Source organism: Phenylobacterium sp. LjRoot219 (assembly GCF_964252995.1).
Classification (GTDB): Bacteria; Pseudomonadota; Alphaproteobacteria; order Caulobacterales; family Caulobacteraceae; genus Phenylobacterium.
This window is the reverse complement of sequence record NZ_CAXUQI020000002.1, coordinates 547,597-574,018: the sequence shown is the minus strand read 5'-3', so window position 1 is coordinate 574,018 and position 26,422 is coordinate 547,597. Positions and strand designations below refer to the sequence as shown.

At 70.6% G+C, this 26,422-nt stretch carries 27 protein-coding genes; 15 read left to right on the top strand and 12 right to left on the bottom strand.

Annotated features, from left to right (window positions below; all coding sequences use genetic code 11):
• Positions 1 to 178 precede the first annotated feature (178 nt).
• The 11 genes from ACSQ14_RS20725 (at position 179) to ACSQ14_RS20675 (ending at position 12,137) form a co-directional block, all read left to right on the top strand.
• Positions 179 to 940, top strand: a complete 762-nt coding sequence (locus tag ACSQ14_RS20725; RefSeq protein ID WP_436016137.1) for a DUF6875 domain-containing protein — start codon at positions 179 to 181, stop codon at positions 938 to 940.
• On the top strand, positions 937 to 2,403 hold the full coding sequence (locus ACSQ14_RS20720) for an amino acid adenylation domain-containing protein (protein ID WP_436016136.1): 1,467 nt from the start codon (positions 937 to 939) through the stop codon (positions 2,401 to 2,403). Before ACSQ14_RS20725 ends, ACSQ14_RS20720 begins: the two co-directional genes overlap by 4 nt.
• Before the next feature lie 192 nt (positions 2,404 to 2,595).
• On the top strand, positions 2,596 to 3,165 hold the full coding sequence (locus ACSQ14_RS20715) for a TetR/AcrR family transcriptional regulator (RefSeq protein WP_436016135.1): 570 nt from the start codon (positions 2,596 to 2,598) through the stop codon (positions 3,163 to 3,165).
• Between the two features lie 183 nt (positions 3,166 to 3,348).
• Entirely contained in the window at positions 3,349 to 3,930 is a 582-nt protein-coding gene (locus ACSQ14_RS20710) for a cysteine hydrolase family protein (protein ID WP_436016134.1), read from the top strand.
• A gap of 360 nt (positions 3,931 to 4,290) precedes the next feature.
• Positions 4,291 to 5,493 (top strand): FAS1-like dehydratase domain-containing protein, encoded by a 1,203-nt coding sequence (locus ACSQ14_RS20705; RefSeq protein WP_436016133.1) that lies wholly within the window; start codon positions 4,291 to 4,293, stop codon positions 5,491 to 5,493.
• Between the two features lie 109 nt (positions 5,494 to 5,602).
• Complete coding sequence (locus ACSQ14_RS20700; RefSeq protein ID WP_436016132.1) at positions 5,603 to 6,787, top strand: CaiB/BaiF CoA transferase family protein; 1,185 nt, start codon at positions 5,603 to 5,605, stop codon at positions 6,785 to 6,787.
• A 1-nt stretch (position 6,788) separates the two neighbouring features.
• Positions 6,789 to 7,985, top strand: coding sequence for a CaiB/BaiF CoA transferase family protein (locus tag ACSQ14_RS20695; protein WP_436016131.1), 1,197 nt, complete (start codon positions 6,789 to 6,791; stop codon positions 7,983 to 7,985).
• A gap of 42 nt (positions 7,986 to 8,027) precedes the next feature.
• Positions 8,028 to 8,780 (top strand): SDR family NAD(P)-dependent oxidoreductase, encoded by a 753-nt coding sequence (locus tag ACSQ14_RS20690; RefSeq protein ID WP_436016130.1) that lies wholly within the window; start codon positions 8,028 to 8,030, stop codon positions 8,778 to 8,780.
• A 7-nt stretch (positions 8,781 to 8,787) separates the two neighbouring features.
• Positions 8,788 to 9,681 (top strand): NAD(P)-dependent oxidoreductase, encoded by an 894-nt coding sequence (locus ACSQ14_RS20685; RefSeq protein ID WP_436016129.1) that lies wholly within the window; start codon positions 8,788 to 8,790, stop codon positions 9,679 to 9,681.
• The gene (locus ACSQ14_RS20680) at positions 9,678 to 10,613 is read left to right on the top strand and encodes an SMP-30/gluconolactonase/LRE family protein (protein ID WP_436016128.1); all 936 of its coding nucleotides are present in this window, start codon (positions 9,678 to 9,680) and stop codon (positions 10,611 to 10,613) included. The genes ACSQ14_RS20685 and ACSQ14_RS20680 overlap by 4 nt, the downstream gene beginning before the upstream one ends.
• A 288-nt stretch (positions 10,614 to 10,901) precedes the next feature.
• A complete protein-coding gene (locus ACSQ14_RS20675) occupies positions 10,902 to 12,137 on the top strand; it encodes a lipase family protein (protein WP_436016127.1) in 1,236 nt (411 codons plus the stop codon).
• Here the strand turns inward: ACSQ14_RS20675 and ACSQ14_RS20670 are convergent.
• The 5 genes from ACSQ14_RS20670 to ACSQ14_RS20650 all read right to left on the bottom strand — a co-directional run bounded on the left by ACSQ14_RS20670 (position 12,134) and on the right by ACSQ14_RS20650 (position 14,698).
• Positions 12,134 to 12,583 (bottom strand): nuclear transport factor 2 family protein, encoded by a 450-nt coding sequence (locus ACSQ14_RS20670; RefSeq protein WP_436016126.1) that lies wholly within the window; start codon positions 12,581 to 12,583, stop codon positions 12,134 to 12,136. The two genes, ACSQ14_RS20675 and ACSQ14_RS20670, sit on opposite strands and share 4 nt — an antisense overlap.
• Positions 12,584 to 12,608: 25 nt before the next feature.
• Positions 12,609 to 13,058: a nuclear transport factor 2 family protein gene (locus ACSQ14_RS20665; protein WP_436016125.1), complete on the bottom strand. Its 450-nt coding sequence runs from the start codon at positions 13,056 to 13,058 to the stop codon at positions 12,609 to 12,611.
• Between the two features lie 25 nt (positions 13,059 to 13,083).
• Positions 13,084 to 13,926: an SDR family oxidoreductase gene (locus ACSQ14_RS20660; protein WP_436016124.1), complete on the bottom strand. Its 843-nt coding sequence runs from the start codon at positions 13,924 to 13,926 to the stop codon at positions 13,084 to 13,086.
• Between the two features lie 136 nt (positions 13,927 to 14,062).
• Entirely contained in the window at positions 14,063 to 14,326 is a 264-nt protein-coding gene (locus ACSQ14_RS20655; RefSeq protein WP_436016123.1) for a hypothetical protein, read from the bottom strand.
• 39 nt (positions 14,327 to 14,365) lie between these two features.
• Positions 14,366 to 14,698: a hypothetical protein gene (locus tag ACSQ14_RS20650; RefSeq protein ID WP_436016122.1), complete on the bottom strand. Its 333-nt coding sequence runs from the start codon at positions 14,696 to 14,698 to the stop codon at positions 14,366 to 14,368.
• Positions 14,699 to 14,987: 289 nt separating this feature from the next.
• Between ACSQ14_RS20650 and ACSQ14_RS20645 the strand changes: the two genes are divergently transcribed.
• Positions 14,988 to 15,581, top strand: a complete 594-nt coding sequence (locus tag ACSQ14_RS20645) for an Hsp20/alpha crystallin family protein (protein ID WP_436016121.1) — start codon at positions 14,988 to 14,990, stop codon at positions 15,579 to 15,581.
• An 83-nt stretch (positions 15,582 to 15,664) separates the two neighbouring features.
• Here the strand turns inward: ACSQ14_RS20645 and ACSQ14_RS20640 are convergent, their stop codons facing one another.
• Together ACSQ14_RS20640 and ACSQ14_RS20635 are read right to left on the bottom strand one after the other, a co-directional pair.
• Positions 15,665 to 16,543: a helix-turn-helix transcriptional regulator gene (locus ACSQ14_RS20640; RefSeq protein WP_436016120.1), complete on the bottom strand. Its 879-nt coding sequence runs from the start codon at positions 16,541 to 16,543 to the stop codon at positions 15,665 to 15,667.
• Positions 16,544 to 16,666: 123 nt separating this feature from the next.
• Positions 16,667 to 17,887, bottom strand: coding sequence for an MFS transporter (locus tag ACSQ14_RS20635; RefSeq protein ID WP_436016119.1), 1,221 nt, complete (start codon positions 17,885 to 17,887; stop codon positions 16,667 to 16,669).
• Positions 17,888 to 17,978: 91 nt separating this feature from the next.
• Here ACSQ14_RS20635 and ACSQ14_RS20630 point away from each other — a divergent pair, with 91 nt between their 5' ends.
• Positions 17,979 to 18,746: an AraC family transcriptional regulator gene (locus ACSQ14_RS20630; RefSeq protein WP_436016118.1), complete on the top strand. Its 768-nt coding sequence runs from the start codon at positions 17,979 to 17,981 to the stop codon at positions 18,744 to 18,746.
• 3 nt (positions 18,747 to 18,749) lie between these two features.
• On the opposite strand, the gene ACSQ14_RS20625 is transcribed toward ACSQ14_RS20630, so the two are convergent.
• Positions 18,750 to 19,562 (bottom strand): HpcH/HpaI aldolase/citrate lyase family protein, encoded by an 813-nt coding sequence (locus ACSQ14_RS20625; RefSeq protein WP_436016117.1) that lies wholly within the window; start codon positions 19,560 to 19,562, stop codon positions 18,750 to 18,752.
• Positions 19,559 to 20,404 (bottom strand): FAS1-like dehydratase domain-containing protein, encoded by an 846-nt coding sequence (locus ACSQ14_RS20620; protein ID WP_436016116.1) that lies wholly within the window; start codon positions 20,402 to 20,404, stop codon positions 19,559 to 19,561. The genes ACSQ14_RS20625 and ACSQ14_RS20620 overlap by 4 nt, the downstream gene beginning before the upstream one ends.
• A 348-nt stretch (positions 20,405 to 20,752) precedes the next feature.
• Here ACSQ14_RS20620 and ACSQ14_RS20615 point away from each other — a divergent pair, with 348 nt between their 5' ends.
• Entirely contained in the window at positions 20,753 to 21,982 is a 1,230-nt protein-coding gene (locus ACSQ14_RS20615; protein WP_436016115.1) for a CaiB/BaiF CoA transferase family protein, read from the top strand.
• A 55-nt stretch (positions 21,983 to 22,037) separates the two neighbouring features.
• Here the strand turns inward: ACSQ14_RS20615 and ACSQ14_RS20610 are convergent, their stop codons facing one another.
• From ACSQ14_RS20610 to ACSQ14_RS20600, 3 genes are all read right to left on the bottom strand, one after another.
• The gene (locus ACSQ14_RS20610; protein ID WP_436016114.1) at positions 22,038 to 22,586 is read right to left on the bottom strand and encodes a nuclear transport factor 2 family protein; all 549 of its coding nucleotides are present in this window, start codon (positions 22,584 to 22,586) and stop codon (positions 22,038 to 22,040) included.
• 81 nt (positions 22,587 to 22,667) lie between these two features.
• On the bottom strand, positions 22,668 to 24,626 hold the full coding sequence (locus ACSQ14_RS20605) for an alpha/beta hydrolase domain-containing protein (protein ID WP_436016113.1): 1,959 nt from the start codon (positions 24,624 to 24,626) through the stop codon (positions 22,668 to 22,670).
• A 130-nt stretch (positions 24,627 to 24,756) separates the two neighbouring features.
• On the bottom strand, positions 24,757 to 24,987 hold the full coding sequence (locus ACSQ14_RS20600; protein WP_436016112.1) for a hypothetical protein: 231 nt from the start codon (positions 24,985 to 24,987) through the stop codon (positions 24,757 to 24,759).
• Positions 24,988 to 25,148: 161 nt separating this feature from the next.
• On the opposite strand from ACSQ14_RS20600, the gene ACSQ14_RS20595 reads away from it, so the two are divergent.
• On the top strand, positions 25,149 to 26,408 hold the full coding sequence (locus ACSQ14_RS20595) for an MFS transporter (RefSeq protein WP_436016111.1): 1,260 nt from the start codon (positions 25,149 to 25,151) through the stop codon (positions 26,406 to 26,408).
• Positions 26,409 to 26,422: the final 14 nt, after the last annotated feature.

Below are 26,422 nucleotides of genomic sequence, written 5' to 3'. Positions count from 1 at the left end.
GGCGCCTCCGCGGATAGACAACGCTAGTTGCACCACCAGAAATCGGACCCGCAGCACCAAAAGAGGCCTAGCGGTTGTACTTTGATCGTACGAGCTGCGCGGACCGGCGCCCTCCTACCGCCAAAGTTGCATCTGGCCGCCCCGGACCGAGGCGGCCGCCACAGGCGGTTTGGTTCCGATGGACGCACGCGCTCCCAAGCCCGAGCAGGCTCGCCCGCCCCGCGCTCCGTTTCCGGTCGTCGCCGCGATGGCGCGGGCGCCGGCGCGCGGCGACGCGGCGTTCGGCCCGCGGATCCCCGTGACGCAGGTGCTGGCCCTCGACGCGGTCGAGATGCTGACGGCCTATGACCCGCCGGCGCGCACGGCGATGCGGGCGATGGCCCGCTATGTCACCGAGTTCCTGACCTCGGAGCATCGCGCGCTCGGCCGCGCCGGCGCCGTCTGCCCCTTCGCCCGCCAGGCGGCGGCCGAGAAGCTGATCCGCATCACCGCCTGCTCGAGCCTCGACGAGGCGACGATCGTCGAGGGCGTCGCGCAGCTGCGCGGCGAGTTGGCGGACCTGTCGCGCTGGCCGGGCAGCGGCAAGGGCCCGCGGCATCGGGCGATCGTCGCGGTCTTTCCGCAGCTGGTCGAACCGGACGGCGCCAGGTTGATCGAGCGCATCCAGAAGCGGCTCAAGCCGTCCTTCGTCAAAGGCCGGCTGATGATCGGACAGTTCTATCCCAGCTGCGCGGAGCCGGGGTTGCGGAACCCGGCGTTCCGGCCGCTGCAGTCGCCGGTGATCAGCCTGGCGATGCGCGACATGACCATCTTCGACGCGCCGTTCATGCTCGACCGCGCCGAGTACGTGGACGCCTTCGTCGCGGCGTTCGGCGCCCCCGGGGAGAACATGATCGCCAAGGCGGTGCGGGCGCGCGGCCGCCTGGGCCACGACGGATGACCCCGGAGCCGGTCGCCCCGACGTCGCCGCGGCTGGACGGGCTGTTCGCCGCGCAGGTCCGCCGCACCCCGGACGCCGTCGCCGTGCTCCACGCCGGCGCCCGCCTCAGCTACGCCGGGCTCGACGCCCAGGCCACGATGCTCGCCCAGCGGCTGCAGGACCTCGGCGCCGGTCCGGGGACGCTGGTCGGCGTCTGCATGCGGCGCACGCCGCAGCTGATCGCGGCGCTGCTCGGCGTGCTGAAAGCCGGCGGCGCCTACCTGCCGCTGGATCCGGCCTATCCGACCGAACGCCTCGACTACATGCTGGCCGACAGCGGCGCCGGCCTGCTGCTCACCGATAGCGACGCCAGCCGCCGCCTGGCCTTCGACGGCGTCCTGATCGACCTGCGCGCATCCGCGGCGGCAGAGGTCGTGCAGCCTAAGCTTCCGCCCCGGCGCGCTACGCCGGACCTCGCCTACGTCCTCTACACCTCCGGTTCGACCGGGCGGCCGAAGGGGGTGATGCTCGGCCACACCGCGGCGAACCTGATCGCCTGGGCGCGGGCGACCTTCACCGCCGGCGAGCTCGCCCGCGTCGCGGCGACCACCTCGATCTGCTTCGACCCCTCGGTGTTCGAGATCTTCGCGCCGCTCTGCCACGGCGGCACGGTCGTCCTCAAGCCGACCGCGCTCAAGCCGTTCGCCCCGGACGAACGGCCGACCCTGCTGAACTGCGTGCCCTCGGTCCTCGCCGAGCTGTGCCGCATGGGGGCGATCCCGGACAGCGTGCGGGTGATCAACGTCGGCGGGGAGCCGCTGAAGGCCGCGCTGGTGCGGGAGGTCTATCGCCGCACCCAGGTGACGGCGCTCTACAACCACTACGGCCCGACCGAGGCCACCACCTGCGCCACCGTCGCGCTGGCGGCGCGAGAGGCCCAGACCGACCCGCCGATCGGCCGGCCGATCGCCGGGGCCGAACTCCTGGTGCTGGACGCCCGCGGCCGGCTGACGGCGCCCGGCGCGATCGGCGAGATCCATATCGGCGGGCCCGGCCTGGCGCTCGGCTACCTCAATCGGCCGGAGCTGACCGCCGAACGGTTCACGCCGTCCGAGTGGGGGCGGCTCTACCGCACCGGCGACCTCGGCCGCTGGGCGGCGGACGGGCAGCTGGAGTTCGTCGGCCGCCTCGACGCCCAGGTGAAGATCCGCGGCATCCGCGTCGAGCTCGGCGAGGTCGAGGCCGCGCTGCTGCGGCTCGCCGGAGTGGAGAACGCCGCCGTCGTCGCCCGCCCCGACGCGCTGGGCCGCAACCGGCTGGTAGCCTACCTGCAGGCGCCCGCACAGCCGACGCTGCCGCAGGTCCGCGCGGCGCTGAAGCACTGGGCGCCGGAGCACATGCTGCCCGAGCAGCTGGTGGTGCTCGACGCCCTGCCCCTGACCCTCTCCGGCAAGGTCGACCGCAACGCCCTGCAGCTGAGCTGAGCGGCCGGTCCGCCCACGCGCTCAGCGGCGTGGTGATGCTCGCGAAAGCGGAGGCCCGCCTATAAGATTGACGCCGACTGCGTCGCCGAAGCGCGGCCTGATCTCGAGGTGGAAAGCCGCATGGCGGTGCGTGAGCGGAAACAATCATTGAAGAAGCTGCTCGGGGCGGAGAACTCAGAAACACGCTCCGCCTTGATCTCGGCCACTGAGAAGCTCATTCGCGAAGAAGGCTATGCTGCGGTCACGTCCCGGCGCATCGCCGACCAGGCCGGGCTGAAGCATCAGGTCATCTATTACTACTTCGACACGCTCGACGACCTGCTGCTGGAGGTCTTCCGACGCGGGGCGGATTCGGGCCTGGCCGTGCAGAAGAAGGCGCTCGAAGCCGAACAGCCGCTGCGCGCGCTGTGGGAAGTCGTCTCCGATCCCCGGGGCGCGCGCTTCCTGATGGAGTTCCTGGCGCTGGCCAACCACAACGAGGTGATCCGCGCCGAGATCCGGCGCTACGCCAACGAGACGCGACGAATGCAGGCCGACGCCCTTGAGCGCCACCTGAAGTCGCGCGGCCTCGAGCCGCAGATGTCTCCGCTACTGGCCATGCTGCTGATGAGCGCCTCCGCGCGGCTGCTGGTCAACGAGGCCAACCTCGGCATCGACACCGGTCATGACGAGCTTCTGGCCCTGATCGAAACCAGCCTGCGCGAGTTCGAGCAGCTGACCGCCGCGCCGGCGCCGGACGAAAAGCTGCTCGACCGGGCCTGACCCGGCGCGCCGCCGCCGACGCCAACAACCCGCGCGCGCCCTCTCAGCGGCCGCGTCCTCCGACAATGCATCGTACATACTTTGTTTGACACATCACCGCAGAACCCGCCAAAACCACCGCCTCGCCGGGCCGCCCCGGGCAGCGCGGGCGATCCCTAGGCACAGCGTGGAACGTTCAGGCTCATGAAAAAATCGATCTTCCTCGTCATGGACATGACCAACGACCTCGTCAGCGAGACGGGCGCCAGCGCGGCCAGCTACGGCGTGCAGGTGAAGAACCGCGGCGTGCTGGAGAACACCCGCAAGGCGATCGACGCGGCCCGCAAGGCCGGCGTGCCGGTCGGCTTCGTCCGCGTCGGCTTCTCGCCGGACTACCGCGAATGCCCGCCGGCCTCGCCGATCTTCTCCAAGGCGCGCGACAACGGCCTGTTCCAGCTCGGCACGCCGGGCACCGAGACCCATCCGGCGCTCGGCCAGACCGCCGCCGACTTCGACATCGTCAAGCACCGGGTGAGCCCGTTCTACGCCACCTCGCTGGAGGCGATCCTCAGCGCCAACGGCATCGAGCGGGTGATCCTCTGCGGGGTGTCGACCAACGGCGTCGTCCACTCCGGGGCCCGCGACGCGCATGACCGCGACTTCGAATGCATCATCCTCGAGGATTGCTGCGCCGGCGTGACCGAGGCGGAGCATGACCACGCGATCGCCTGCCTGGGCCGTTACGCGACCATCCTGAACAGCGACCAGTTCGACTTCGCGAGCTGAGGCGGACTTCGGCGCGGGGTGGCGCTCGGTCGCCGCCCCGCGCCCTGAAGCACCTGTATTTACTTATATTCTGTTCGTCCCGGCGAAGGCCGGGCCCCAGCTCCGGCCGCCGCGCCGGATGGCTCGACGCCGCGCGCGAACGCGGCCGCCGCGGCGCTCGCCATCTGGATCCCGGCCTTCGCCGGGATGAGCGGGCCAAGGGCCTCAAGCCGGCCCCGCGCGCTTGACAGCCCGAACAGAGAATGCATTTTGCATCCGACGTTGTGGCCTGCCGGCGAGCGAACCTCGCCGCCACAAGGACCCGCGGCACTCACTCCAGAGACGGGCGCGCAGTCGTGGGCGCCTCACGAGGAAGAAACGATGAGCACTGTCGAAGCTGACGTCGGCAACGCCCCGGCCGAAGGCAAGATCACCCCGGAGGCGATCAAGGCCGCCGAGAACATGATCGGCATGCAGCTGCGCCCCGAAGGGCCCTACCTGCAGGACGCCACCGAGGACACGATCCGCAACTTCTGCAACGGCATCGGCGACCTCAACCCGCTCTACCGTGACCTCGAAGTCGGCCGCCTGACCCGCCACGGCTCGATGCTCGCCCACCCGAACTTCCCGATGGCGTTCGGCTGGGTCGGCCGCACCCGCTGGGGCCTGCCGGGCGTGCACGGCTTCTACGCCGGCAACGACTGGGAGATCTTCCGCCAGATCCGTCCCGGCGACCGCATCACCGCCATCGAGCGCGTGGTCGGCGTCGACGTGAAGGAAAGCCAGTTCTCCGGCACCCTGGTCCTGCAGTACGTCGAGGCCAGCTACTTCAACCAGCGCGGCGAACTGGTTTCGCGCGCCCTCGGCACCTGCACCCGCCACGAGCGCAAGGCCGCGCGCGAGGCCGGCAAGTACGCCGACATCAAGACACACGAATACACCCCGGCGGAGTTCGAGAAGATCGACGCCGCGATCCTCGACGAAGAGAAGAACATCCGCGGCGGCAACGTCCGTTACTGGGAAGAGGTCCAGGTCGGCGAGACGCTGCCCGAGATCGTCCGCGGCCCGCTGAGCCTGATGGACACCATGGGCTTCCTGGTCGGCTGCGGCCGCGGGCACACCCACGGCGTGATCTTCAAGAACGCGGTCAAGCACCCGGGCCACTTCTTCCGCAACCCGGAAGCCGGCGGCGGCATCGAATACACCGGCATCGGCCACCACCGCGAATCCACCGCCAAGGAAGTGGGCGTCCCCGGCGTCTATGACTACGGCCCGCAGCGCTCGGCCTGGATGGCTTCGCTGGTCACCAACTGGATGGGCGACGCGGGCTTCCTCAAGCGCATCCGCACCCGCATGAGCCGCTTCAACACGATGGGCGACTGCACCTGGGCGCGCGGAACCGTCACCCGCAAGTACATGAAGGACGGCTACGCGCTGGTCGACATCGAGATCAAGGGCGAGAACCAGCGCGGCGAACTGACCACGCCGGGCCTGGCGACGGTCGTCCTGCCTTCGCTCGATCCCAACACCAAGGTGTTCGTCGACGGGTCGGGCCTCGATCTCGAACTGCCCGTCGTGCGCTGACGACCCGAGCGTTCCCGGTTTCCCCCGATCGGGAACGCTCCCTTCTACGGCTGGCGCGCGCAGGTGCGCCCAACCGACAGCCACGGCGCTTTAGAGGCGGCTCAAGATCATGCCGGACGTTTCCAACGCTCCTCTGACGGACCTTCGGGTGGTCGTCCGCGCCACCGGCGTGGCCGCGGCCTACGCCGGGCGGCTGCTCGCCGCCATGGGCGCCGAAGCGATCCTGCTCGAGCCGCCGCAGGGCTCGCCACTGCGCCGCGAGCCGCCGTTTCTCGACGGCTCGGACAAAGACTCTGGCCAGGTCAGCGCCCTGTTCGCCTACCTCGCCGCCGGCGCGCAGAGCCTGGTCTGCGACCTCGAGACCGAGGAGGGCCGCGCCGCCGCGACCGCCCTGCTCAGCCAGGCCGACATCCTGATCGAGGACGCCGCCCTGGCCGACCGCCAACGGCTCGGGCTCGACGAGGCGGCGATCGCCGCCCGCCATCCGGACCTGATCCACGTCTCGGTGCTGCCGTTCGGCGCCACCGGCCCGAAGGCCGGCTGGAAGGGCGAGGAGATCAACATCCAGCACGCCTCCGGCGAGGGCAACCTGCTGCCGAACGGGCTGTCCATAGAGCTCTTCCCGGAACGGCCGCCGGTGAAGATCTTTGGCCACTTCGCCTCGCTGCAGGGCGGCATCGCCGCGGCGCTCGGCGCGCTGTCGGCGCTGTGGGTGCGCGACGAGGTCGGCGGCCAGTACGTCGACGTCTCCAGCCAGGACGCGGCGCTCGCGGTCGGCGCCTTCGCCATCCAGCGGTTCGGCGACGGCCAGGTCGAGCACCGGGTCGAGCGCTCGTTCCGCTACGGCGGCGTGCTGCCCTGCGCCGACGGCTACGTCGAGCTGCTGACGCTGGAGCAGCGCCAGTGGGAAGGCCTGGTCGAGGTGCTCGGCAATCCGCCGTGGGCGCTGGACCCGGCGCTGAAGGACTCGCTGGAGCGCAGCCGCCAGGGGCCGGCGATCAACGCCCGCATCCGGGAGTGGGCGGCGGTCCGCAAGGTCGCCGACATCGTCGCCGCCGGCCAGGCGGTCGGCGTGCCGCTGGCCAAGTACAACACCCCGTTGGAGGTGCTGCGCGATCCGCACGAGCGGGTGCGCGGCCTTTTCTCGCCGGTGGCGATCGACGGCGCCGGCGCGCTCGACATGCTGGTGGCGCCCTTCCAGTTCGGCGGCGCGCCGCTGACGCTGCGCAGCGGCCCGCCGGCGCTCGGCAACTACGGACAAGCCGGCCGTCAGGCCGCGAAGGCGGAGGCGTAAAATGGTGAAGCCGCTCGCAGGCCTGCGCATCGCCGACTTCACGATCCACAACGCCGGACCGTTCTGCACCCACATGCTGTCGCAGCTGGGCGCCGAGGTCATCAAGATCGAGAGCGCGCTGCGCCCCGACGCCTTCCGCAAGCCGCACCCGGTCTATGGCCGGATGGGCCCGGCCAGCTTCGACCAGGTCGCCTCGACCAAGCTGTCGGTGCGGATCAACCTCAAGCAGCCGAAGGGCGTGGCGCTGGCCAAGCGGCTGGTGGCGATCTCCGACGTCGCCGGCGAAAGCTTCCGGCCGGGCGTGATGACCCGGCTGGGCCTGGGTTACGAGGCGCTGCGCGCCGTGAAGGACGACATCATCTTCCTGACGGTCTCCTCCTCCGGCCAGAGCGGCCCGGATTCGCACTTCGCCGGCTACGCCCCGCTGTTCGGCGCCTGGGGCGGCCTGGGCGACATGAGCGGCTACGCCGACGGGCCGCCGATCGAGATGCGCCACGTGATGGACCACACGGTCGGCCTCAACGCCGCCGTGGCCGTGGTCGCCGCCCTGCACCGCCGCCGGGCGACCGGCGAGGGCCAGCTGGTCGACGTCGCGGCGCGCGAGGTGTCCTCCTCGCTGCTCGGCGAGGCGCTGCTGCTGGCCGCCGCCGGCGCCGCGCCGACGCGCACCGGCAACGACCATCCGCGCATGGCGCCGCACGGCGTCTATCCGGCCAAGGGCGACGACGTCTGGCTCAGCATCGCCGTCGGCGAGGACGCCGAGTGGCGCGCCCTGGCCGAGGCCATGGGCCAGCCCGGCCTGGCCCGCGAGCCGCGCTTCGCCACCGCCGCCGAGCGCCACGCCCATCGCGCCGAGCTCGACGCCCTGGTCGCCCAGTGGACCGCCACAGTTCCGGCCGAAGACGCCGCCAGCCTGCTGCAGGCCGCCGGGGTTCCGGCGCACGCCTCCTGGACGACGCGCGAGCTGACCGCCGATCCGCATCTGCGGACCCGCGGCGCGATCGTCACCGTGCAGGAGCCCGACGGCAAGGAACGCGCCGCGGTCGGCGCGCCGATGCGGCTGTCGAAGGGCGCCGAGATCGGCATCGACCGCGGCACGCCGAAGCTCGGCGAGCACGAGGACTACGTCTACGGTGAGCTGCTCGGGATGAGTAAAGCCGAGCGCCAAGGCTTGCAGGACGAACAAGTCATCTACTGACGACCGCCCAACGGTCGCAGAGGGAGAGGAAGGAAGAGTATCATGGTCAATATCCCAATCAGCGGCCCGGCGAACCTCGACGGCCAGGTGGCCCTGGTGACCGGCGGCGCTGGCGGGATCGGCAGCGAGGTGGTGCGCACCCTGGCCGGTGCCGGCGCGACCGTCATCGCGACCGACGTCGGCGACAGCCACCCCTTCGACGGCGTGCCGAACGTCTACTACCAGCGCTACAACGTGACCTCGCGGGCCGAGACCGACGCTATCGTCGAGCGCATCGTCGGCGCGCACGGCAAGATCGACATCCTGGTGATGTGCGCCGGGACCATCGCCAACACCCCGCTGTGGGACTCCACCGACGAGGAGTGGGAGAGCATTTGGCGGGTCAATGTGATGGGCGTGGTCAATCCGATGCGCCGCATCTTCCCGCTGATGAAAGAGAACGGCTACGGCAAGATCGTCGCCCTCGGCTCGGTCGCCGCGCGGATCGGCGGCGTCGCCTCCGGCCCGGCCTATGTCGGCGCGAAGTCGGCGGTGCACGGGGTCATCAAGTGGGCGGCCAAGGCCGGCGCGCCGCACGGCGTCTACTGCAACGCCGTGGCCCCCGGCCCGGTGGAGACCCCGATGTGGGCCTCGGTCACCGACCGCAAGCCGCCGTCGGCGCACAACTCCGTGCCGCTCGGCCGCTACGGCCAGCCGGAAGACATCGCCCAGTCGATCCTCTTCCTGGCCTCGCCCGCGTCGAACTGGATCACCGGGACGACGATCGACATCAACGGCGGCCAATACCTGAACTGAGGCGACGATGACGGATCAAGCTCCGACCCTCGGGTTCATCGGCCTGGGCGTGATGGGCGGCCCGATGTGCCGCAACGTCGTGACCAAGCACCCCGCCCCGGTCTTCGCCTTCGACCTCAGCGAAGCCGCGCTCAACGAACTGGTTGAGGCCGGCGCGAAGCGCGCCGCCTCGATCGCCCACGTGGCCCAGAACGCCGACGTGATCTTCCTGTCGCTGCCCGGCGGCAAGCAGGTCGAGGCGGTCTGCTTCGGCGACGGCGGCGTCGTCAGCGCCGCCAAGAAGGGCGCGATCGTCGTCGACCTGTCGACCACCGGCGTGGCCGAGGCCCGCTCGATCGCCGAGCGCCTGGCCAAGGCGGGCCTGAAGTTCGTCGACGCCCCCGTCGCGCGCACCCGCCAGGCCGCCCAGGCCGGCACGTTGAGCATCATGGCCGGGGCCAGCCCTGAGCTGTTCGCCAAGGTCGAGCCCTACCTCGGCTACATGGGCAGCGACGTCACCCTCTGCGGCCCGACCGGCGGCGGCCAGGTGGTCAAGCTGATCAACAACACCCTGCTGTTCGAGCACGTCGCGGCGTTGGCCGAGATGATGGTGGTGGCCGAGCGCGCCGGGGTCGCCCCGGCGACCCTGCTCGAGGCGGTGTCGAAGGGCTCCGGCGACAGCTTCGCGCTGCGCAACCACGCGACCAAGGCGATGCTGCCGCGCGAGTTCCCCGAGCGCTCGTTCCCGGCGGAATATGTGCTGAAGGACCTCGGCTACGCGATCGACCTGGCCAAGGACTGCGGGGTCGAGCCGAAGATGCCGCTGACCGCCCAGGGCTACTACCAGGCCGCCGTCGAGGCCGGCTTCGGGGCCAAATACTTCCCCGCCATCATCGAGCTGATCGACAGGAGCCGCGGATGAAACGCCTGAAGCTCGAAGCGCGCGAAGTCGGCCGCGGCCTGAAGTTCCCCGAAGGCCCGATCGCCATGCCCGACGGCTCGGTGATCTGCGTCGAGATCATGGGCAACCTGGTGCGGGTCACGCCGGACGGCGAGCGCCAGGTGATCGCCGAGCTCGGCGGCGGCCCGAACGGCGCGGCCCTCGGCCCGGACGGCAAGGTCTACGTCTGCAACAACGGCGGCTTCAACTGGCACGTCGCCGAGGACGGCCACATGCGCCCGACCGGCCGCGCCGACGCTTACGACGGCGGCGCGATCCAGCGCGTCGACCTCGCGAGCGGCCAGGTCGAGACGCTCTACAGCCACTGCGGCGACGTGCCCCTGATGGGGCCGAACGACATCGTCTTCGACGGCCTGGGCGGCTTCTGGTTCACCGACCACGGCAAGTCCTACGGCCGGCTGCTGGACCGCGGGGCGCTGTTCTACGCGAAGGCCGACGGCTCCTTCATCAAGGAGGTGGCCTTCCCGCTGTTCACCCCGAACGGCGTCGGCCTCTCGCCGGACGGCAGGACGCTCTACGTCTCGGAGACCGACACCGGGCGGGTCTGGTCCTATCCGCTGCTGGGGCCGGGCGAACTGGCCAAGGAGCCCTGGCCGTCGCCGAACGGCGGCAAGTTCTTCGGCAACCTCGCCGGCTACCACCGCTTCGACTCGCTGGCGGTCGAGGCGAACGGCAATGTGTGCGTCGCCACCCTGGTGAGCGGCGGGATCACCGTCTTCTCGCCGAGCGGCGAGGCGCTGGAGTTCTGGGAAGCCCCGGAAGGCTACTGCACCAACATCTGCTTCGGCGGCCCGGACCTGCGGACCGCCTACATCACCCTCTCCGGCTACGGCACCCTGGTGGCGGTCGACTGGCCGCGGCCAGGCCTGCCACTGCATCATCTGAATAAGTGACCCCTTCCTCCCCCTCGTCAGAGGGGGAGGGGGACCGCCCGCCGGAGAGCGGGCGGTGGAGGGGGAAGCGGCCGGCGAGGCCTTCGCCGCCTCCGCCTTCACAGAGCTACGAAGCGGGACCGCTGTGCGCGCGGCTCGCCCCCTCCACCACGCGCTCTTCGGCGCGTGGTCCCCCTCCCCCGCTTTGCGGGGGCGGTAAGAACCAACACAAAGGTCATTGGCGCAGGCTCGCCAGCGCCGCCATCATCGCCGTCCAGACCGCTCCTGCGTCTCCACCTCGGTTCGGGCATGGCTCCACGGCCTCGGCTGACCCCCGCCGTCCTTAGGCTGCTGGCGCTCGCCGCGGCGCTCTCGCCGTTCGGCCCGGCGACCGGCGCCGCGCCGCCAGGTCTCACCGCACGTCCGCCGGACGCCTTCTACGATCCGCCGGCCGCGGTCCCCGCCCGCCCCGGCGTGCTGCTGCGCCAGGAGCCGCTGACGGACGTGACCCTGCCGGCCGGCCTGCGCGGCTGGCGGATCCTCTACACGACGACGGTCAACGACCGCACCCCGGCGACCGCGGTGGCCACGGTGTTCGCGCCGATCGATCCGCCGCCGGGCCCACGGCCGGTGATCAGCTGGACGCACGGAACCACCGGCCTCTTGCAGAGATGCATGCCCTCGCTGGTCTCGACGCCGACGATGGGGATTCCGGCGCTGGCCCAGGCGACCCAGGCCGGCTGGGTGATCGTCGCGACCGACTATTCCTTCACCGAGCCGGGCGGGCCGCATCCCTACCTGATCGGCGAAGGCGAGGCGCGCGCCGCGCTCGATGCGGTGCGCGCGGCGCGGCAAATGCCGCAGCTGACGCTCGATCCGCGCACCGTCGTCTGGGGCCATTCGCAGGGCGGCCACGCCGCGCTGTGGACGGGGATCACCGGCCCGCGCTACGCGCCGGAGGTGCAGATCGTCGGCGTCGCGGCGATCGCCCCGGTCGCGGACATCGCCAAGGTCATGGCGCTCAACCCGGCGGTCGACAAACGGCTCGGCCCCTACATCGCCCGGGCCTACAGCCGGTTCTATCCCGACATCCGCTTCGAGCAGGCGGTGCGTCCCGAGGCGCTGGCCGCCGCGCGGCAGATCGAGAAGCTCTGCGGCCTCCTGCCGCCGGAAGACCCGCAGCGGATCGCCGCGCTGACCGGATCGTTCGCCGGGCCGGCGCTGGCGACCAGGACCTATCCGCAGCTGCGCTTCCGGCTGGCGGAGAACGCCGCCAACCGGCCGATTGCAGCCCCGCTGCTGATCGCGCAGGGCCTGACCGACGAGGTCGTGCCGCCCGCCGCGACCGAGGCCTATGTCGACGCCCGCTGCGCCGCCGGCCAGCCGCTGGAGTACTGGACGCTCGCCGGCCTCGACCACAGCGGCCTCGTTCAACCCGGAAGCTCGCTTAGCGCGCCGCTCGCCGCCTGGACCGCGGCGCGCTTCGCCGGCCAGCCGCCGGCGCGCGGTTGCCCGCGCAAAGAGCTACCGGCCGCCTCTGGCTAGCGCTGGGCGCGCGAGCGCTCCGCCGAGCTGCTCATCCAGACCGTCTGGCCGGCGCGCTGGAGCCGCAGCCGGGTCAGGTACATCTCCTTGATCCGCCAGCGGCCGTCGGCCTTCTCGTAGGTCTCGAAATAGTGGCCCTGGGCGTTCATCTCGGTGCCGTCCGGCGACACCACCCAGTCCTCCATCGACCAGATCCCGGTCGCCGTCGTCGCCGAGGTGACGGTGATCTCCGGCATGTGGCCGTGGTGCACGGTCTTCAGCGGCGCGACGTCGGCGAGGACGTAGTCCATGTAGAGGTCGAGGCCGCGAAAGACGCCGCCGCCGGAGCCGGTCACGTCGACCAGCACGTCCTCGGTGAAGACCGCGCGGTAGCCGTCCCAGTCCTTGGTGTCCAGGAAGCGGAAGTATCGCGCCTTCAGCTGCTTGATCGCTTCGATGTCGTCCACGTCGTCCCTCCCGGCTCGTTGGCCGCTATGCCTGTTCGTCGACGCCGGTCTCCAGGAGGAGCCGGGTGAGCCTGTGTTCCTGGATCAGCCACTGGCCGTCGACCTTCTGGTAGACCTGCCGGTAATGGCCGTAGCCGCGCATCCAGTGGCGCTTGCCGTCGCGCATCCGCGACAGGACGTCGTTCAGCGGCCAGACGCCGGTCGCGCGCTCGTCGGACAGGATCTCGATCTCGGGCGTGTGCAGCTGGTGCGCGGTCGTCACCTCGTGCAGCGCCGCCGCCACCCGCGCGGCGATCTCCTCCGCGCCGACGATCGTGTCCTCGGGCGCCTCGGGCCGGACGAAGGAATAGGACACCGCGTCGGCGGTGTAGCAGGCGGCGAACCCGGCCCAGTCCTTCTCGTCGAGGCAGCGCACCCGCCGCGCCATGAGCGCGCGGATCTCCTCCAGCGCGATCAGCTTCTCGAGGGGACCCATGCGACTTTCTCCCGGGCGTTCGCTGCTAGCGCTGAGCGCGGTCGACGGCGGCGACTAGGTCGTCGCAACGCTCGACCAGCTCGTTGCGATAGGCGCCGTGACTGACGATGAAGCGCTGGTTGTCCGCCAGCTCGGCGAGCAGGTTGCGGGTCGCGTGGTCCGGGCTGACCACATGCGCCGCGGTGTCGACCTTGCGGCTGGCCATCATCACGTCGATGTCCTCGCGCAACAGCACCGACTCGCCCAGCGCCTCCGGCCTGGCCAGCTTGCTGCTCTCGAGATGGCGCGAGGTCATCCCGGCGGGGAAGAAGACCGAGACGCCGATGTCCTCCGGCGCCAGCTCCATCCGCAGCGTCTCGCCATAACCCATCACCGCGTACTTGCTGGCGATGTAGGCCGCCAGCCGCACCCCCGGCACCAGCACCGAGGAGGAGGCGGTGACCACCACCCGACGCTGGCCGGTGCTCGCCCGCAGCAGCGGCAGGAACGCCGCCACCGTGTTGACGACGCCCAGCACATTGACGTCGAGCACCCAGCGCCAGTCGTTCTCGGTCAGCCGGTCGATCGCCCCGAACTGCTGGACCCCGACATTGGCGCACAGCACGTTGCAGCCGCCGAATTCGGCTCGCGCCGCCTCCGCAGCCTTCTCCAGCGCGCTGCGGTCGGCGACGTCGATGCGCATGGCGATCGCCCGGCCGCCCTGGTCGCGCACCCCCTGGGCGGTCTGCTCGGCGCGCTCGCCGTCGATGTCGAGGGCGACGATCGCCATGCCCGCTTGCGCGAAACGCTGGACCATCGAGGCGCCGAGGCCGGAGCCGGCGCCGGTCACCACCGCTGTCCCGGTCCAGAACCGATCGTTGGAAGTCATGGCGGCGCGCTCACTCTGGTTGGCAGTGCGGCGCCAGTGTTCCGCGCCCGCCCGGTTCCCGCAACGCCGGCGAACGCCGAGATCGCGTCAGACTGTCGAGATCTCGTCGTCGCGCGCGATCGATCTCGCTAACGCGCTACCCTTCTGCAAGCGCATCAGCGCCTACGTTGTCGTTGGCGCTCCTCTGCGCTGTAGCTGGACTGACAAACTTTGCAGCCAAGCTCCCGTCCCTGAGGTGCAGTTGGATTTCGCTCTCCATACCGGCCCGGGCGAGGCGGTCGGCCAATTTGCGCGCCGCGCGTTCGGCCTGCCGGCCGCTACGAAAGATCATGTCATTGGCGATGTCGTCGATAGTGACTTTCCAACCATCAGACAGGGCAGTGACCGCGATCCGCCGCATGAACTTCGCTCCCATTCATCCAGGTTGTGAGTCAGGAGATCAGGCCTCGCCGCCCACGGCGGCGGCCCCACCGTCGTCCGGCCAAGTATCCAAGCGCCCCAGCGCTTCTCGGACCTCGTCCAGGCGCACAGGCTCCGGTGTGCCGAGCAGCCACCGAAGGTTCGGCTCGTCCTGCACGGCAGATGCGTCGGAAGCCCACGAGCAGAGGATTTCGCGCTTTTCGGCCGTCGTGAGGTGAGGGTCCTTGAGGACGTCCAGAGGACCGCTGAAGCCGACCGCGGGCCGCACGCCCCGTTCAAGGAGGTGTTTGAGACGGCGCGGCGCTTCGGGTCCTTGGCGCCGAATCAAATGTTCAGACGTCACGAGACGCATCGTCGTAATCTCCCTTCCTTCCTTTCTCCTGCCGCTCTCCTGGCGCCCAATCCGGTCACCGGGCGACGCTTGATTTGGAACGGTAGGCCTAACTTTCAAGAGGCTCGGCCGGGGCCTTTGGCGCTTCGAGATCGCCGCGAAGGCCGAGCGGCGAAGCGCGCCGCATCCAGCATGAACGACCTCCTGGAACTGCAAGGGAGGATAGCTATTTTCCATCCGGAACCGGGTTCGGCAGCGGCCAACCCTCGCCGTTCGCCGTCCGGGTGCGCATACACGAGGAGGCAAAACGATGGTTCGCAATGCGCTTTCACCGTTTGGCGGCTCGTATGGACGAGATCCATTCTTCTCGCTTCAGCGGGAGATGAACCGCCTGTTTGATGACGCCTTCCGGGGCTTCGGCGGCCCGACGGGGCCGGCGCAACAGCAGCCCGGCGGCATCCTTGAGGCCCGCATGAATGTTTCCGAGACGGAAGGAGAACTGCGGATCAGCGCCGAACTGCCCGGCGTCGACGAAAAAGACGTCGAGGTCACCTTGGACGGTGATCTGTTGACCATCCGCGGAGAGAAGAAGTTCGAACAGGAGCGTGGCGGCGATAATGAGCGCTATCACTTTGTTGAGCGCGCCTACGGATCGTTCCAGCGAGCTGTGCAACTTCCCTATTCCGTAAACTCGGAAGACGTCAGGGCCGAGTTCCACAACGGCGTACTCACCCTCACCCTGCCCAAGACTGAACAGCAGCAGCGTACGCGCAAGATCCCGATCGGCGCGGGTCGCGAGCCGCAACAGCAGATCGCGCGTGGCGGGACGGAAGGCGCGGCTCACGACGAACCGACGCCTGATCGCAGCCAGTCAGGCGGCGAGGACCAGCCCACCGCTCATTAGCGACGAACACCCCCTGGGCATCGCCCCGGGGGGAGCCCGCCGCTTAGGCCGACCAAGCGCCGCCGCGATACGCGGCCGGGCCGCTAGTCGGCCCTGGCCGACCCGATCGACCCTCGGTACGCGCGCGGCGTCAGGCCGGTGGCGCGGCGGAAGGCGTAGGTGAAGCTCGACGGGGTGGCGAACCCCAGCGCGCGGGCGATGGCCTTGATGCTCTCGTCGCCCTGCAGCCGGGTCTTGGCGAGTTCGGCGCGGCCGCGGGCGATGTGCTCGCCGATCGTACAGCCGCGGCTTTCGCGAAACGCCCGGACCAGCTGGCGGACGCTCATGTTGCAGAGCCCGGCCAGCTCCGACAGCGACGGCGTGCCGCCGCCTTCGGCCAGACGCTCGTCGATCAGCCGCAGCCGCCAGGGGGCGAGGCCGCCGGCGGCGGCGGTGTTCGCGCCCTGGGCGGCGAACCGCCCGACCTCGAGGGCGAGCTGCGCCGTCACCAGCTCGATCATGGCCTCGTGCGCCAGACCGGGCTCGCGCAGCTCCGCGAGCAGCCGCCGCAGCAGCGGCCGGACCTGCGGGCTGCCGCCCGTCAGGGTCTGCGCCCGCTGCCGGTCGGACCACTCGATCTCTTCGCCGACCTGCTCGGAGATCTGTTCGGCGCGCAGCTGGCAGACCAGCGAGGTGGTGACGCTGGGCACGCACCGGACCTGCAGGGCCTGGCCAGGCGGCAGCAGATAGACTCCGCCGATCGGCTCGAACCGGTGCGCCGTCCAATGATCGCGGTAGCGCGCGCGAACCGCCGCCGGGCGCGGCGTCAGGCTCATGTCGAGCCGGAACACCTCGGTCTCCAGCATCACCCGCTCGCAGGCCTCGGCGATCTCGAAGCGGGCGATGTGCGCGGTGGCGAGCGGCAGCCGTCGCTCGTGCGCGATTTCGATGCGGCCGGGAAGCGGCGTGTGCGCCACGGCCATTCCGGCCCCTGCAACAGCTCGACGACAAGCGGGAGCGCTGGCGCGGCTCCCGACCTTCAATCGATACGCGGCCGGGGCGATCAGGCGCAAGCCGCCAGCCGACCGCCCCGGCGTTATGCGCAGCTAGCGGCGCTTCTGCAGGTCCGGCAGGAACGCGGCCAGCAGGCCGATCGCCGGCAGGTAGGCGCAGACCCGGTAGACCGTCTCGATGCTGGTCGCGTCGGCCAGCCAGCCCAGCGCCGCGGCGCCGATCCCGCCCATGCCGAACGAGAAGCCGAAGAACAGGCCGGAGATCATCCCGACCTTCCCGGGCACCAGCTCCTGGGCGAAGACGACGATCGCCGGGAAGGCCGAGGCCAGGATCAGGCCGATGGCGACGGTCAGCGGCGCGGTCCAGAACAGGCTGGCGAACGGCAGCAGAAGGGTGAAGGGCAAGGCGCCGAGGATCGAGAACCAGATCACGTGCTTGCGTCCGAACCGGTCGCCCAGCGGGCCGCCGGCGACGGTGCCCACCGCCACCGCGGTCAGGAAGGCGAAGAGGTGCAGCTGCGCCGTCTCGACCGACACCTGGAACCGGTGGATCAGGTAGAAGGTGAAGTAGCTCGTCAGGCTGGCCATGTAGACGTACTTTGAGAAGATCAGCGCCAGCAGGATCGCCACGCCCTTGCCGGCGACGCCCTTGGGCAGGCTGAGCTCCACCGCGCGAAGCTTGGCCCCTTCGCGCAGCCGCGCCAGGCCGTGATGCCGATACCAGGCGGCGACGTTCCACAGCACCGCGCCCGACAGCAGCGCCATCAGCGCGAACGCCGCCAGGCTCGACTGGCCGAAGCGGACGACGATCAACGCCGCGGCCAGCGGCCCCAGCGCCTGGCCGGCGTTGCCGCCGACCTGGAACAGCGACTGCGCCAGGCCATGGCGGCCGCCGGCCGCCATCCGCGCGACCCGAGAGGATTCCGGATGGAACACCGAGGAGCCGACGCCCAGCAGGCAGGCGCCCGCCAGCAGCACCGGATAGGTGTGGGCGACCGACAGCACCGCCAGCCCGGCCAGCGAGAACAGGGTGCCGCCGGGCAACGCCAGCGGCGTCGGCCGCTTGTCGGCGTAGAGGCCGATCAGCGGCTGCAGCAGCGAGGCGGTGATCTGATAGGCCAGGGTGACGAGGCCGATCTGGCCGAAGCTCAGGCCGAAGTTCGCCTTCAGGTCGGGATAGATCGCCGGCAGCAGCGACTGCATCATGTCGTTGAGCAGGTGGCAGAAGCTGATCGCGAGGATTACGCCGAACACCGTCGTGTCGCGGTCGGCCGGCGACTGCAGGGTCGCCATCGAGGTGTTGCGCGCGTCCATCGGCGTCTCCCGGACAGTGGGAGATGTGAGGTACGGTGTCGCGACGCGGCCCGCATTCCTATATGGGACTATCAATTGCGCGAGTGGGACAGTGCGCGACGTCGATCCCAATGAACATGACGAGACGCCCCGGCCGATCGTCGCCGTCGGCAACGACTATCCGCCGGCCTTCGAGCTGGCCCCGCACCGGCATCGCCGCGCGCAGCTGCTCTACGCCGCGCAAGGCGTGGTCAGCGTCTCGGCGATCCAAGGCGCCTGGGTCGCGCCGCCGGAACGGGCGGTGTGGATTCCCGCCGGCGTCGAGCACGCGGTGAAGATGGTCGGCGCGGTCAGCACCCGCAGCGTGCTGATCACCGCCGAGTCCTGTCCGGAGCGCGGCGACTGCTGCGAGGTGCTGGCGGTCTCGCCGCTGCTGCGCCGGCTGCTGATCGAGTCCGTCGACCTGCCGGTGGAATACGACCTGGCCGGGCGCGACGGGCTGCTGATGGCGCTGCTGGCGCGGGAGATCGCGCTCGCCCCCACGGTGCCGCTCGCCGTGCCGTTCCCGCGCTCGCCGGCGCTTGCCGCGAAATGCCACGCCTTCCTGGCCGCGCCGGACGCCGGCGCCACCATCGACGACTGGGCCTGCGCCCTCGGCCAGGGGCGGCGCGCCTTCACCCGCGCCTTCCGCCGCGAGACCGGGATGAGCTTCCAGACCTGGCGCCAGCAGGCGATGCTGCTGGCGGCCCTGCCGCGGCTGGCCGAAGGCGAGCCGGTGACGACGATCGCCCTCGACCTCGGCTACGACAGCCCGGCGGCCTTCACCACCATGTTCAAGCGGCTTACCGGCATCGCCCCGAGCCGCTATCGCTCGTCCTGAGGCTCAGGCGATCCGCTTCGCCCAGCGGACCATGGCGATGTCGATCATCTTGCCGTCGAGCACGCCGACGCCGTCGGGCGCGGCCGCGAGAATCCGGCGGGCGAGTTCGCGCTCGGCCTCGGTCGGCGAGAACACCGCGTTGATCGGCTCCAGCTGGGCCGGATGGATCGCGGCCTTGCCGTAGAAGCCCAAGCCCCGCGAGCGGCGGCATTCGGCGGCGAGGTCGTCCGGCTTGTCGATGGCGAAGAACGGCGAGTCGATCGCCGCCACCCCGCCGACGGCGGCGGCGTTCACCAAGCTGGCGCGGGCGAACTCCGGCTGGAAGGCGCCGACCTGCTGGCCCATGTCGGCCGCATAGTCGGCCGCGCCGAACATCAGCGCCGCCAGTCGCGGCGTCCGTTCGGCGATCTCGGCGGCGCGGGCCACGCCGCGCGCCGACTCCACTAGGGCGGCCAGACGCGCCGGCGAGCCGGCGTCCTCCAGCACCTTGGCCGCAAGCGCCAGCTCGACCGGCTCCTCGGCCTTGGGGATCAGCAGATAGTCCGGACCGTTCGACCCGAGCCGGGCGAGCGTGGCCAGATCCTCCAGCCCGACCGCGCGGCTCAACGGATTGACCCGCACGATCACCTGTTGGCGGATCTGCGGCCGGCTCTGAAGGAAGGCCACGACGTGGCCGCGGGCCTCGGTCTTCTTGTCCTCGGCCACCGCGTCCTCGAGGTCGAGGATCAGCGCCTCGGCCGCACTCGCCGCGGCCTTCTCGAAGCGGTCAGGACGCGAGCCCGGCGTGAACAGCCAGCTGCGCGGCAGGCCGCTCAACGGGCCGCCCCGCAGGTGATGGCCGCGGTCATGTTCTTGACGCCGCCCTGTTCGGTCCAGACGCTCGCGCCGGTCTCGGTCGGCTCGCCGCAGACCTGCAGCGTGGTCCCGTCGAACGCCGGCGACATGCCGCGGAAGTCGAAGCCGGTGATCGGGGCCTTCAGGTTCTGCGCCGCCAGGTCGGCCAGCAGGGTCGCCTGCAGCGGACCGTGCACCACCAGCCCGGGATAGGCCTCCTCGTCCATGGCGTAGGGCCGGTCGTAGTGGATGCGGTGGCCGTTCATGGTCAGGGCCGAATAGCGGAACAGCAGCACCGGATCGGGGTCGACCGCGCGGCGCCACGGCGCCGTCGGCGCAGGCCCCTCGCCGGTCGGGCCCTTGATCGAGCCCGGCGCGGCGGCCCCGCGGTAGACGATGTCCTGCTCCTCGACGATCGCCACGCCCTCGGCGCCCGACAGCTGGTGCTCGACGGTGACGAAGACCAGCTCGCCGCTCTTGCCGCTCTTGGCCTCGACCTTGAGGATGGTCGAGGCGCGAGTGACGCGCTCGCCGACCTTCAGCGGCGCGAGGAACTTCAGCCGTCCGCCGGCCCACATCCGCCGCGGCAGCGGCACCGGCGGCAGGAAGCCGCCGCGCGCCGGATGGCCGTCGGGGCCCAGGCCCTCCGGCGGCCGGACGTCCCAGAAATAGAGCCAGTGGTGCAGCAGCGGCAGCTCGTCGCCGGCGACGAGAGGCGTGGTCTGCCCCAGCGCCGCGACCCGCAGGGCATTGGTGCGGGCCGGCTCCAGCACGTCGACGACCTCTTCGCGGCGTCCGACCCAGGCGGAAAAGTCCTCGCTCATAAGCTCTGCTCGCTGTCTGGAAGCTGATCTGGGCGCGCCGGAGGCGCTGGGCGACATCAATCAGGGACGATCAGAATACGCAATGCATTTTCTGTCCGGCTACGCGCATAACGCCCCCTCCGTCTCGCGCCTGCGGCGCGATCCACCTCCCCCGCTGCGCGGTGGCGGGATCTGAGCGCGAAGATGCTCCACCGCGCAGCGGGGGAGCTGTCGGCGAAGCCGACTGAGGGGGCGTTATGGGGGCAACCGCCTGCGCGGCGCTGGTGGTCGACCCGCGAATCCCGACTTCCCTTGCGGATGCCGGCCGCGGGATATAATGCATTCTTGTCCCGGTCTCCCAGGAGCGACATGACCCATCTCCCCCTCGCCGGCCGCCGCGTCATCGAACTCGGCACCATGATCGCCGCCCCGTTCGCGACCCACATCCTCTCGCAGCTGGGCGCCGAGGTCATCAAGGTCGAGCCGCCGACCGGCGACACCACCCGCGCCCTGGTGCGCGGCGGGCCGAGCGGCACCTTCCTGGCCTACAATCACGGCAAGAAGAGCGTCTCGATCGCGCTCGACACCGCCGACGGCCTAGAGGCCTTCCTGCGGCTGGCGGCGTCCGCCGACATCGTCATCCACAACCTGTCGCCGGCCGCGACCGCCAAGCTGAAGATCACCGCCGACGACCTGCAGGCGGTGAACCCGGCGCTGATCTACTGCCACGTCCGCGGCTACGCCCACGGCCCGCAGCATGACGACCTGGCGACCAATCCGGTGGCCGAGGCCTCGACCGGGGTGATGGACGACCACCGCATCGACGGCCGCCCGAGCCGGCTGGGTCCGTCCTATCACGACCAGTTCGCCGGGACCTTTGCGGTGATCCACATCATGGCGCTCTTGATGCAGCCGCCCGTCGACCCGAAGGAGCGGCGAATCGAGATCGGCCTCTACGAGACCGGCCTGCACGTCGCCGGCCGCGACCTCGCCGGGGTGCAGCTGAAAATGCAGTTGCTCGGCCGCCCCGAGCGCGAGGCCGGCGGCGAGTTCGCCAGCCCCGGCTACGGCGCCTACAAGACCAGCGACGGCCGCTGGGTCTATCTGCTGGTGCTGACCGACGCCCACTGGCGCAAGCTGACCCAGGCCCTGACGATGCCGGAGGGCGACGACGCCGAGCTGGCGAGCTTGCGCCAGCGCAAGAAGCAGCGCGACCGGGTCGAGGCCGCGGTGCGCGCTGCGATGGGCCAGCTGAGCTACGAAGAGGCCGCCGCGAAGCTGAAAGCCGGCGGCGTCGGCTTCACCGAGGTGCTGCCGGTCGAGCGGGTGCTCGACGCGCCGCAGGCCCGCCAGCCCGGCAAGCTGCGCGAGTTCGACTTCCGCGGCCTGAAGTTCGAGACGCCGGAATTCCCCGGCCAGCGCGACGTGGTGCCCGGCCTGCCGCCGCCGGAGCTCGGCGAGCACACCGTCGAGGTGCTGCGGGCCTTAAGCTTCTCCGAGGCCGACTGCGCCCGGCTGCTGGAGACCGGCGCCGTGGCCGAACGCACCGACGCCTTCGCCTGGGCCCCGGTCCGCCCCGACGGCGCGCCGAAGGGCTGAGGCCCGCGGCGGGGCTCAGACAGCTCCGCCCAATTGCTCCTCCGTTCGGTTCAATCTACCAGCGGACGCCGTCGCGGCTCGCGACGATCGGCCGTTCGTACGACGGGTCGTCCTTGCTCCACTGCGACTTGAGGAAGCCCTTGATGTTCTGCGAGTAGACCCAGGTCGCGTCGGTGTCGGCGGTCATCTCGATCGTGCAGCGCCGGGTGAGCATGCGCCATTCGCCGTTCCGCTTCTCTAGTTGGTCGAGGTAGCGGCCGAACGCGATCGTCGTGGTCTTCCCGTTGAGCCAGAACAGCCCGCCGACGACGTAGGACTCGCAGTAGGCCGTATCGCCGTCGAGCTCGCACAGGTGGTTGGTGATGTTGTGGCTCGTCATGTTGAAGTTCATGCGATGCCCCAGGTTGGCCTTCTCCGGGTAGTCGGGCATGCCGGTGATGACCGAGCCATGCTCGTCGACCCCGTCCTCCCACCAGCAGCTGGCGATCTGCTCGGAATCCTGCCGGTCGCGCGCGCGGCTTTCGCGTTGAATGCAGTCGAGGATGTCCTGCCGGTCCTTCAGGTATCGGACGGTGCGCAACAGCTCTTCCATGTCCTGATCCATCACACTCTCCCTTGGCTTTGGTTGTGGTCGCTCGTGCGCACTGCCGCGCTGTTTGGTGCGGCAAATCGAACACCGCGCCGCCTAGCGCGCCGACGCCTGCAAGGCGTCGACGTCCTCCTTCAGCAGCAAGCCGTCGCGGCCCAGCGCCGCGGCGGCCTCGCTGAGCTTCGCCGCCCGGTCGCCCTGCGGATAGCGTTCGGCCATCGACGGACGCGGGTCGCCGGCGCGGCCGGCCGCGTCCTTGGCGAACGGAACATAGGCGCCGAAGATCAGGCACAGGTCACCGGCGGCGTAGCCGGGCTTGCGCAGGTTCCAGCCGAGATAGGTGCCGTCAGGCGCGGCGACCTGCGGCATGCGGATCCCGGGCCGGTCGGCGCCGTCGGGGTCGACCACCGGAACCAGCACTGGCCAGCCGCGCGCGCGCCCTTCCGGAGGAAGGGGACGATTGACCACCGTCGGCCAGCTCAGGCCGACGCTCGAAAGGTCGGGGCTCTTCAGCGCCTCGATGGGCTGCAGCTCGCCGCGCTCGACGCTCGGCCAGCGGCTGGCCGGCGGCTCCTGGCGGCCAAGCGTCCAGTCGATCATCCGCGCCGCCAGCCCGCGCACCAGCGGGGTGTAGAGCATCGGATTGGGCGGGCTCTGACATGCTGGCGAGGCCATGCCGGGCGCATGCGCGCCGCCGGTGATCATGTAGGCGCGCACGGCCGGCGGCAGCGCCACGTCGCGATCGCCGCCGCCGGTTCCGATCAGCGAGGCGCCGGCCTGCCAGAACTCGGCGCTGGTATCGATGTGGAAGATCTTCGGACAGGTTCCGTCGGCCGCGCAGCGCTGCAGGATGCCGTCGGTCTTTCCGGTCACCGGATCGCGCAGCGACGCATAGGCGAAGGGAAAGTCGAAGCCCGGGACGTCGTGGTCCTCGTGCTGGCGCGAAAACCGCCCCGGCTCGGAAAAGCGCATGTTGGTGAAGGTCCGCCGGCCGCCCGGGATCATCGCGATCACCCCGTCGAACACCCGGCCGCCGGCGAGGTCGCGGTTGAAGCCCTGCCAGACGAAGTCGCGCAGGTAGCGCCCGGACTGCGAGGCGCCGAACGCCACGACGGTGTTGAAGACGCCGTCGCCGGTGCCGGCGCAGCCGCCGTTCGGGCCGGGTTCGCACGGCGCCGCGGCGAGGTCGGCGAGCGGGTTGCCGGCCGCGGCGTCGGCATGGCGCAGGAAGGCGACGAGGTCGCGCACCGACGCGAACCCCAGGCCCATCACCTTCGGATCGCGCGCGACGTACGACACCCGGTAGATCGCCCCGGCGTCCATGTCGGCGGGACGGACCAGGCTGATATGGCGATCGTCCTCGAACCGCCAGTCCTGGGCGGCGAGGGTCCGCGGCGGGTCGTCCGCCCGGGCCCGGACGGTGACCCGCACCGCGGCCGGGTCCAGCGAGGCGGCGGCGTAGGGCAGCGTGACGCGGTTGCGCTTCAGGTCGTCGAACACCGTCTCGGTCGAGATCCGGCCAGTGATCGGCCGGCCGTTGTCGGTGGCGACCGGAAAGCGGGCGCCGAGCATCTGCGGGCCGGCGATGTCGCCCTGCCAGCCGCTGAAGACGAGGGTGAAGCCCTGGCGCAGGGCGAAGCCGTCGCCGGCGTCCTTGGCGGTCTCCATGCTGGTGAACGAGCCGCCGTTCAGCATCGAGGGCACGGTCTTCACGCCGCGGTTGACCACGTCGTAGAGCATCACCCGCCGCGCCTTCTGCGGCGCGCGCGGGCGCAGGATCACCACGTCGATGTCGTATTTCACCAGGCCCTGCGCATCGCGCGGCGCGCGGTCCAGGTCGACGACGCCGCGATTGGCCGCCGCCTTCGGATCAATCTGCAGGTGCGCGACGCCGGTCAGCCGCTCGTAAGCGCCGACCTCGCCAAACGACGCGCCGCCGTAGGCCGAAGCGCGCGAGGTGATCTCCAGCCGGACGGACGGCTTCGCGGGCTCGGCTTGCGCCAGAGTCGCCGTCGCCAGGCCGAGGGCCACGGCCGCCCATCGCGTCCACCTCATGGATCCCCCCAGTCTCGCGCTTGGGGCGTCTTCGCCGCGCCGGCGCGCGCCCGGCTGCACAATAGCCAGCTGTTCGAACTTCGAACAACCGCCGCGGCGGCTGGTGCTGGGATCCCCGCCCCCGGAACGGTCAGGAAAGCGCGCCTGCCAGGAGAAGCACCGCGCCCAGCGCCACCAATCCCAAGCCGGGCAGGTCTGGCTTGAAGCTGAGGCGCCTGCCCCGGCCGGTGGGTTCAAGCGTCGTCAGCCGGTCGGAGGCCTGGGTGTTGGGCTGGCTAAGCCGGCCCCAGCCAGCGGTCCGGACGGCCGCCATCGCGACTCCGACGATCACGAACATCGCTCCGATCACCACCAGGGCCATCGGAAGGTCCTTTCAAGCTGCGACAGCCAAACGTACGCGGCCGGTTATCGCTCCCTGCGCGCCTGCGGCGGCGGGCGCGGGCCCGCGGCATAAAAACCGTTGGTTTTACGTCCCCTGCGCGCATAGCTAGGGACAGAAACATGAACCAAAGGGGGGAGCGAATGACCGGCGTAGCGAGCGGTTCGTCCGCGGAATGGCGCAAGTACTTCATGCTGCCGATCGCGGCCGGCTTGGGCTACGCGACCAGCGTCATCCACATCTATGGGCTCGGCCCCTACATCCAGCCGCTCAGCGCCGAGTTCGGCTGGTCGCGCACCCAGACGACCGCCGGCCTGACGCTGGCGACGCTGGTGCAGGCGGTCTGCAGCGTGCCGATCGGCATGCTGGTCGACCGGATGGGCCCGCGGGTGCTGGGGATCGTCGGCGTGCTGCTGACCGCCGCGGCCTTCGCGCTGATGAGCACGGCGACCGGCGACGTCGGCCAGTGGTACCTGCTGTGGTTCCTGATGGCGGTGGCCACCCTGCCGGTGCAGGCGACGATCTGGACCAGCGCGGTCGCCTCGCGGTTCGAAGCCTCCCGCGGGCTCGCCTTCGCGGTGACGCTGTGCGGCGCCTCGGTGGCCGCCGCCCTGTTCCCCTATCTCGGGACCCGGCTGATCGACGCCTTCGGCTGGCGCACCGCGTTCGCCGCCCAGGCCGGGATATGGATGCTCTGCACCTATCCGCTGATCTTCCTGTTCTTCCGCGGCGCCCATGACAGCCGCGAGGCGAAGCAGGCGGCCAAACGGCAGGGGCGACCGGCGCTGACCGGCGCCGGCTTCCTCGAAGGGCTGCGCTCCTCGGTCTATCTGCGGCTGCTGATCGCCAGCCTGCTGTTCACCTTCACCATCATCGCCCTGGTCGTGCATTTCGTGCCGATCCTGACCAGCACCGGCCATGCGAAGCTCGAAGCCGCGGGGATCGCCTCGCTGATCGGCATCTTCTCGATCTTCGGCCGGCTCGGCACCGGCATGCTGCTCGACCGCTTCCCCGCCTCGCTGGTCGGCGGCGGCGTCTTCCTGCTGCCGGTCGCCGGCTGCGCCCTGCTGATCGCCAGCGGCGGCGACACGGCCGGCGCGATGGGCGCGGCGGTGCTGATCGGCCTGACGCTGGGCGCCGAGGTCGACGTGATCGTCTACCTGACGACCAAGCACTTCGGGCTGAAGAGCTTCGGCGCGCTCTACGGCGGGCTGCTGGCGGCGCTGTCGGTCGGCACCGCCACCGGCCCGCTCGGCGCGTCGCACATCTTCGACACCTCCGGCGGCTACGGCCCGTTCCTGTGGCTGACCATGGCCTTCATGGCGGCCAGCAGCCTGGCCCTGGTCAGCCTGCCGCAGCCGGGCTCGACCGGCGGCGCCAGCCCCGTCCCTAAACCGGCGTGAAGTCCCCTAAGCCG

What these genes read in the sequence shown, in the direction of transcription:
- ACSQ14_RS20660 (WP_436016124.1), bottom strand. Translation starts at nt 13,926, where the DNA reads ATGACTTCCAACGATCGGTTCTGGACCGGGACAGCGGTGGTGACCGGC.
- ACSQ14_RS20685 (WP_436016129.1), top strand. Translation starts at nt 8,788, where the DNA reads ATGACGGATCAAGCTCCGACCCTCGGGTTCATCGGCCTGGGCGTGATG.
- ACSQ14_RS20665 (WP_436016125.1), bottom strand. Translation starts at nt 13,058, where the DNA reads ATGGGTCCCCTCGAGAAGCTGATCGCGCTGGAGGAGATCCGCGCGCTC.
- ACSQ14_RS20700 (WP_436016132.1), top strand. Translation starts at nt 5,603, where the DNA reads ATGCCGGACGTTTCCAACGCTCCTCTGACGGACCTTCGGGTGGTCGTC.
- ACSQ14_RS20725 (WP_436016137.1), top strand. Translation starts at nt 179, where the DNA reads ATGGACGCACGCGCTCCCAAGCCCGAGCAGGCTCGCCCGCCCCGCGCT.
- ACSQ14_RS20695 (WP_436016131.1), top strand. Translation starts at nt 6,789, where the DNA reads ATGGTGAAGCCGCTCGCAGGCCTGCGCATCGCCGACTTCACGATCCAC.
- ACSQ14_RS20610 (WP_436016114.1), bottom strand. Translation starts at nt 22,586, where the DNA reads ATGGATCAGGACATGGAAGAGCTGTTGCGCACCGTCCGATACCTGAAG.
- ACSQ14_RS20640 (WP_436016120.1), bottom strand. Translation starts at nt 16,543, where the DNA reads ATGGCCGTGGCGCACACGCCGCTTCCCGGCCGCATCGAAATCGCGCAC.
- ACSQ14_RS20605 (WP_436016113.1), bottom strand. Translation starts at nt 24,626, where the DNA reads ATGAGGTGGACGCGATGGGCGGCCGTGGCCCTCGGCCTGGCGACGGCG.
- ACSQ14_RS20705 (WP_436016133.1), top strand. Translation starts at nt 4,291, where the DNA reads ATGAGCACTGTCGAAGCTGACGTCGGCAACGCCCCGGCCGAAGGCAAG.
- ACSQ14_RS20720 (WP_436016136.1), top strand. Translation starts at nt 937, where the DNA reads ATGACCCCGGAGCCGGTCGCCCCGACGTCGCCGCGGCTGGACGGGCTG.
- ACSQ14_RS20690 (WP_436016130.1), top strand. Translation starts at nt 8,028, where the DNA reads ATGGTCAATATCCCAATCAGCGGCCCGGCGAACCTCGACGGCCAGGTG.
- ACSQ14_RS20650 (WP_436016122.1), bottom strand. Translation starts at nt 14,698, where the DNA reads ATGCGTCTCGTGACGTCTGAACATTTGATTCGGCGCCAAGGACCCGAA.
- ACSQ14_RS20675 (WP_436016127.1), top strand. Translation starts at nt 10,902, where the DNA reads ATGGCTCCACGGCCTCGGCTGACCCCCGCCGTCCTTAGGCTGCTGGCG.
- ACSQ14_RS20620 (WP_436016116.1), bottom strand. Translation starts at nt 20,404, where the DNA reads ATGAGCGAGGACTTTTCCGCCTGGGTCGGACGCCGCGAAGAGGTCGTC.
- ACSQ14_RS20600 (WP_436016112.1), bottom strand. Translation starts at nt 24,987, where the DNA reads ATGGCCCTGGTGGTGATCGGAGCGATGTTCGTGATCGTCGGAGTCGCG.
- ACSQ14_RS20655 (WP_436016123.1), bottom strand. Translation starts at nt 14,326, where the DNA reads ATGCGGCGGATCGCGGTCACTGCCCTGTCTGATGGTTGGAAAGTCACT.
- ACSQ14_RS20615 (WP_436016115.1), top strand. Translation starts at nt 20,753, where the DNA reads ATGACCCATCTCCCCCTCGCCGGCCGCCGCGTCATCGAACTCGGCACC.
- ACSQ14_RS20635 (WP_436016119.1), bottom strand. Translation starts at nt 17,887, where the DNA reads ATGGACGCGCGCAACACCTCGATGGCGACCCTGCAGTCGCCGGCCGAC.
- ACSQ14_RS20710 (WP_436016134.1), top strand. Translation starts at nt 3,349, where the DNA reads ATGAAAAAATCGATCTTCCTCGTCATGGACATGACCAACGACCTCGTC.
- ACSQ14_RS20680 (WP_436016128.1), top strand. Translation starts at nt 9,678, where the DNA reads ATGAAACGCCTGAAGCTCGAAGCGCGCGAAGTCGGCCGCGGCCTGAAG.
- ACSQ14_RS20595 (WP_436016111.1), top strand. Translation starts at nt 25,149, where the DNA reads ATGACCGGCGTAGCGAGCGGTTCGTCCGCGGAATGGCGCAAGTACTTC.
- ACSQ14_RS20645 (WP_436016121.1), top strand. Translation starts at nt 14,988, where the DNA reads ATGGTTCGCAATGCGCTTTCACCGTTTGGCGGCTCGTATGGACGAGAT.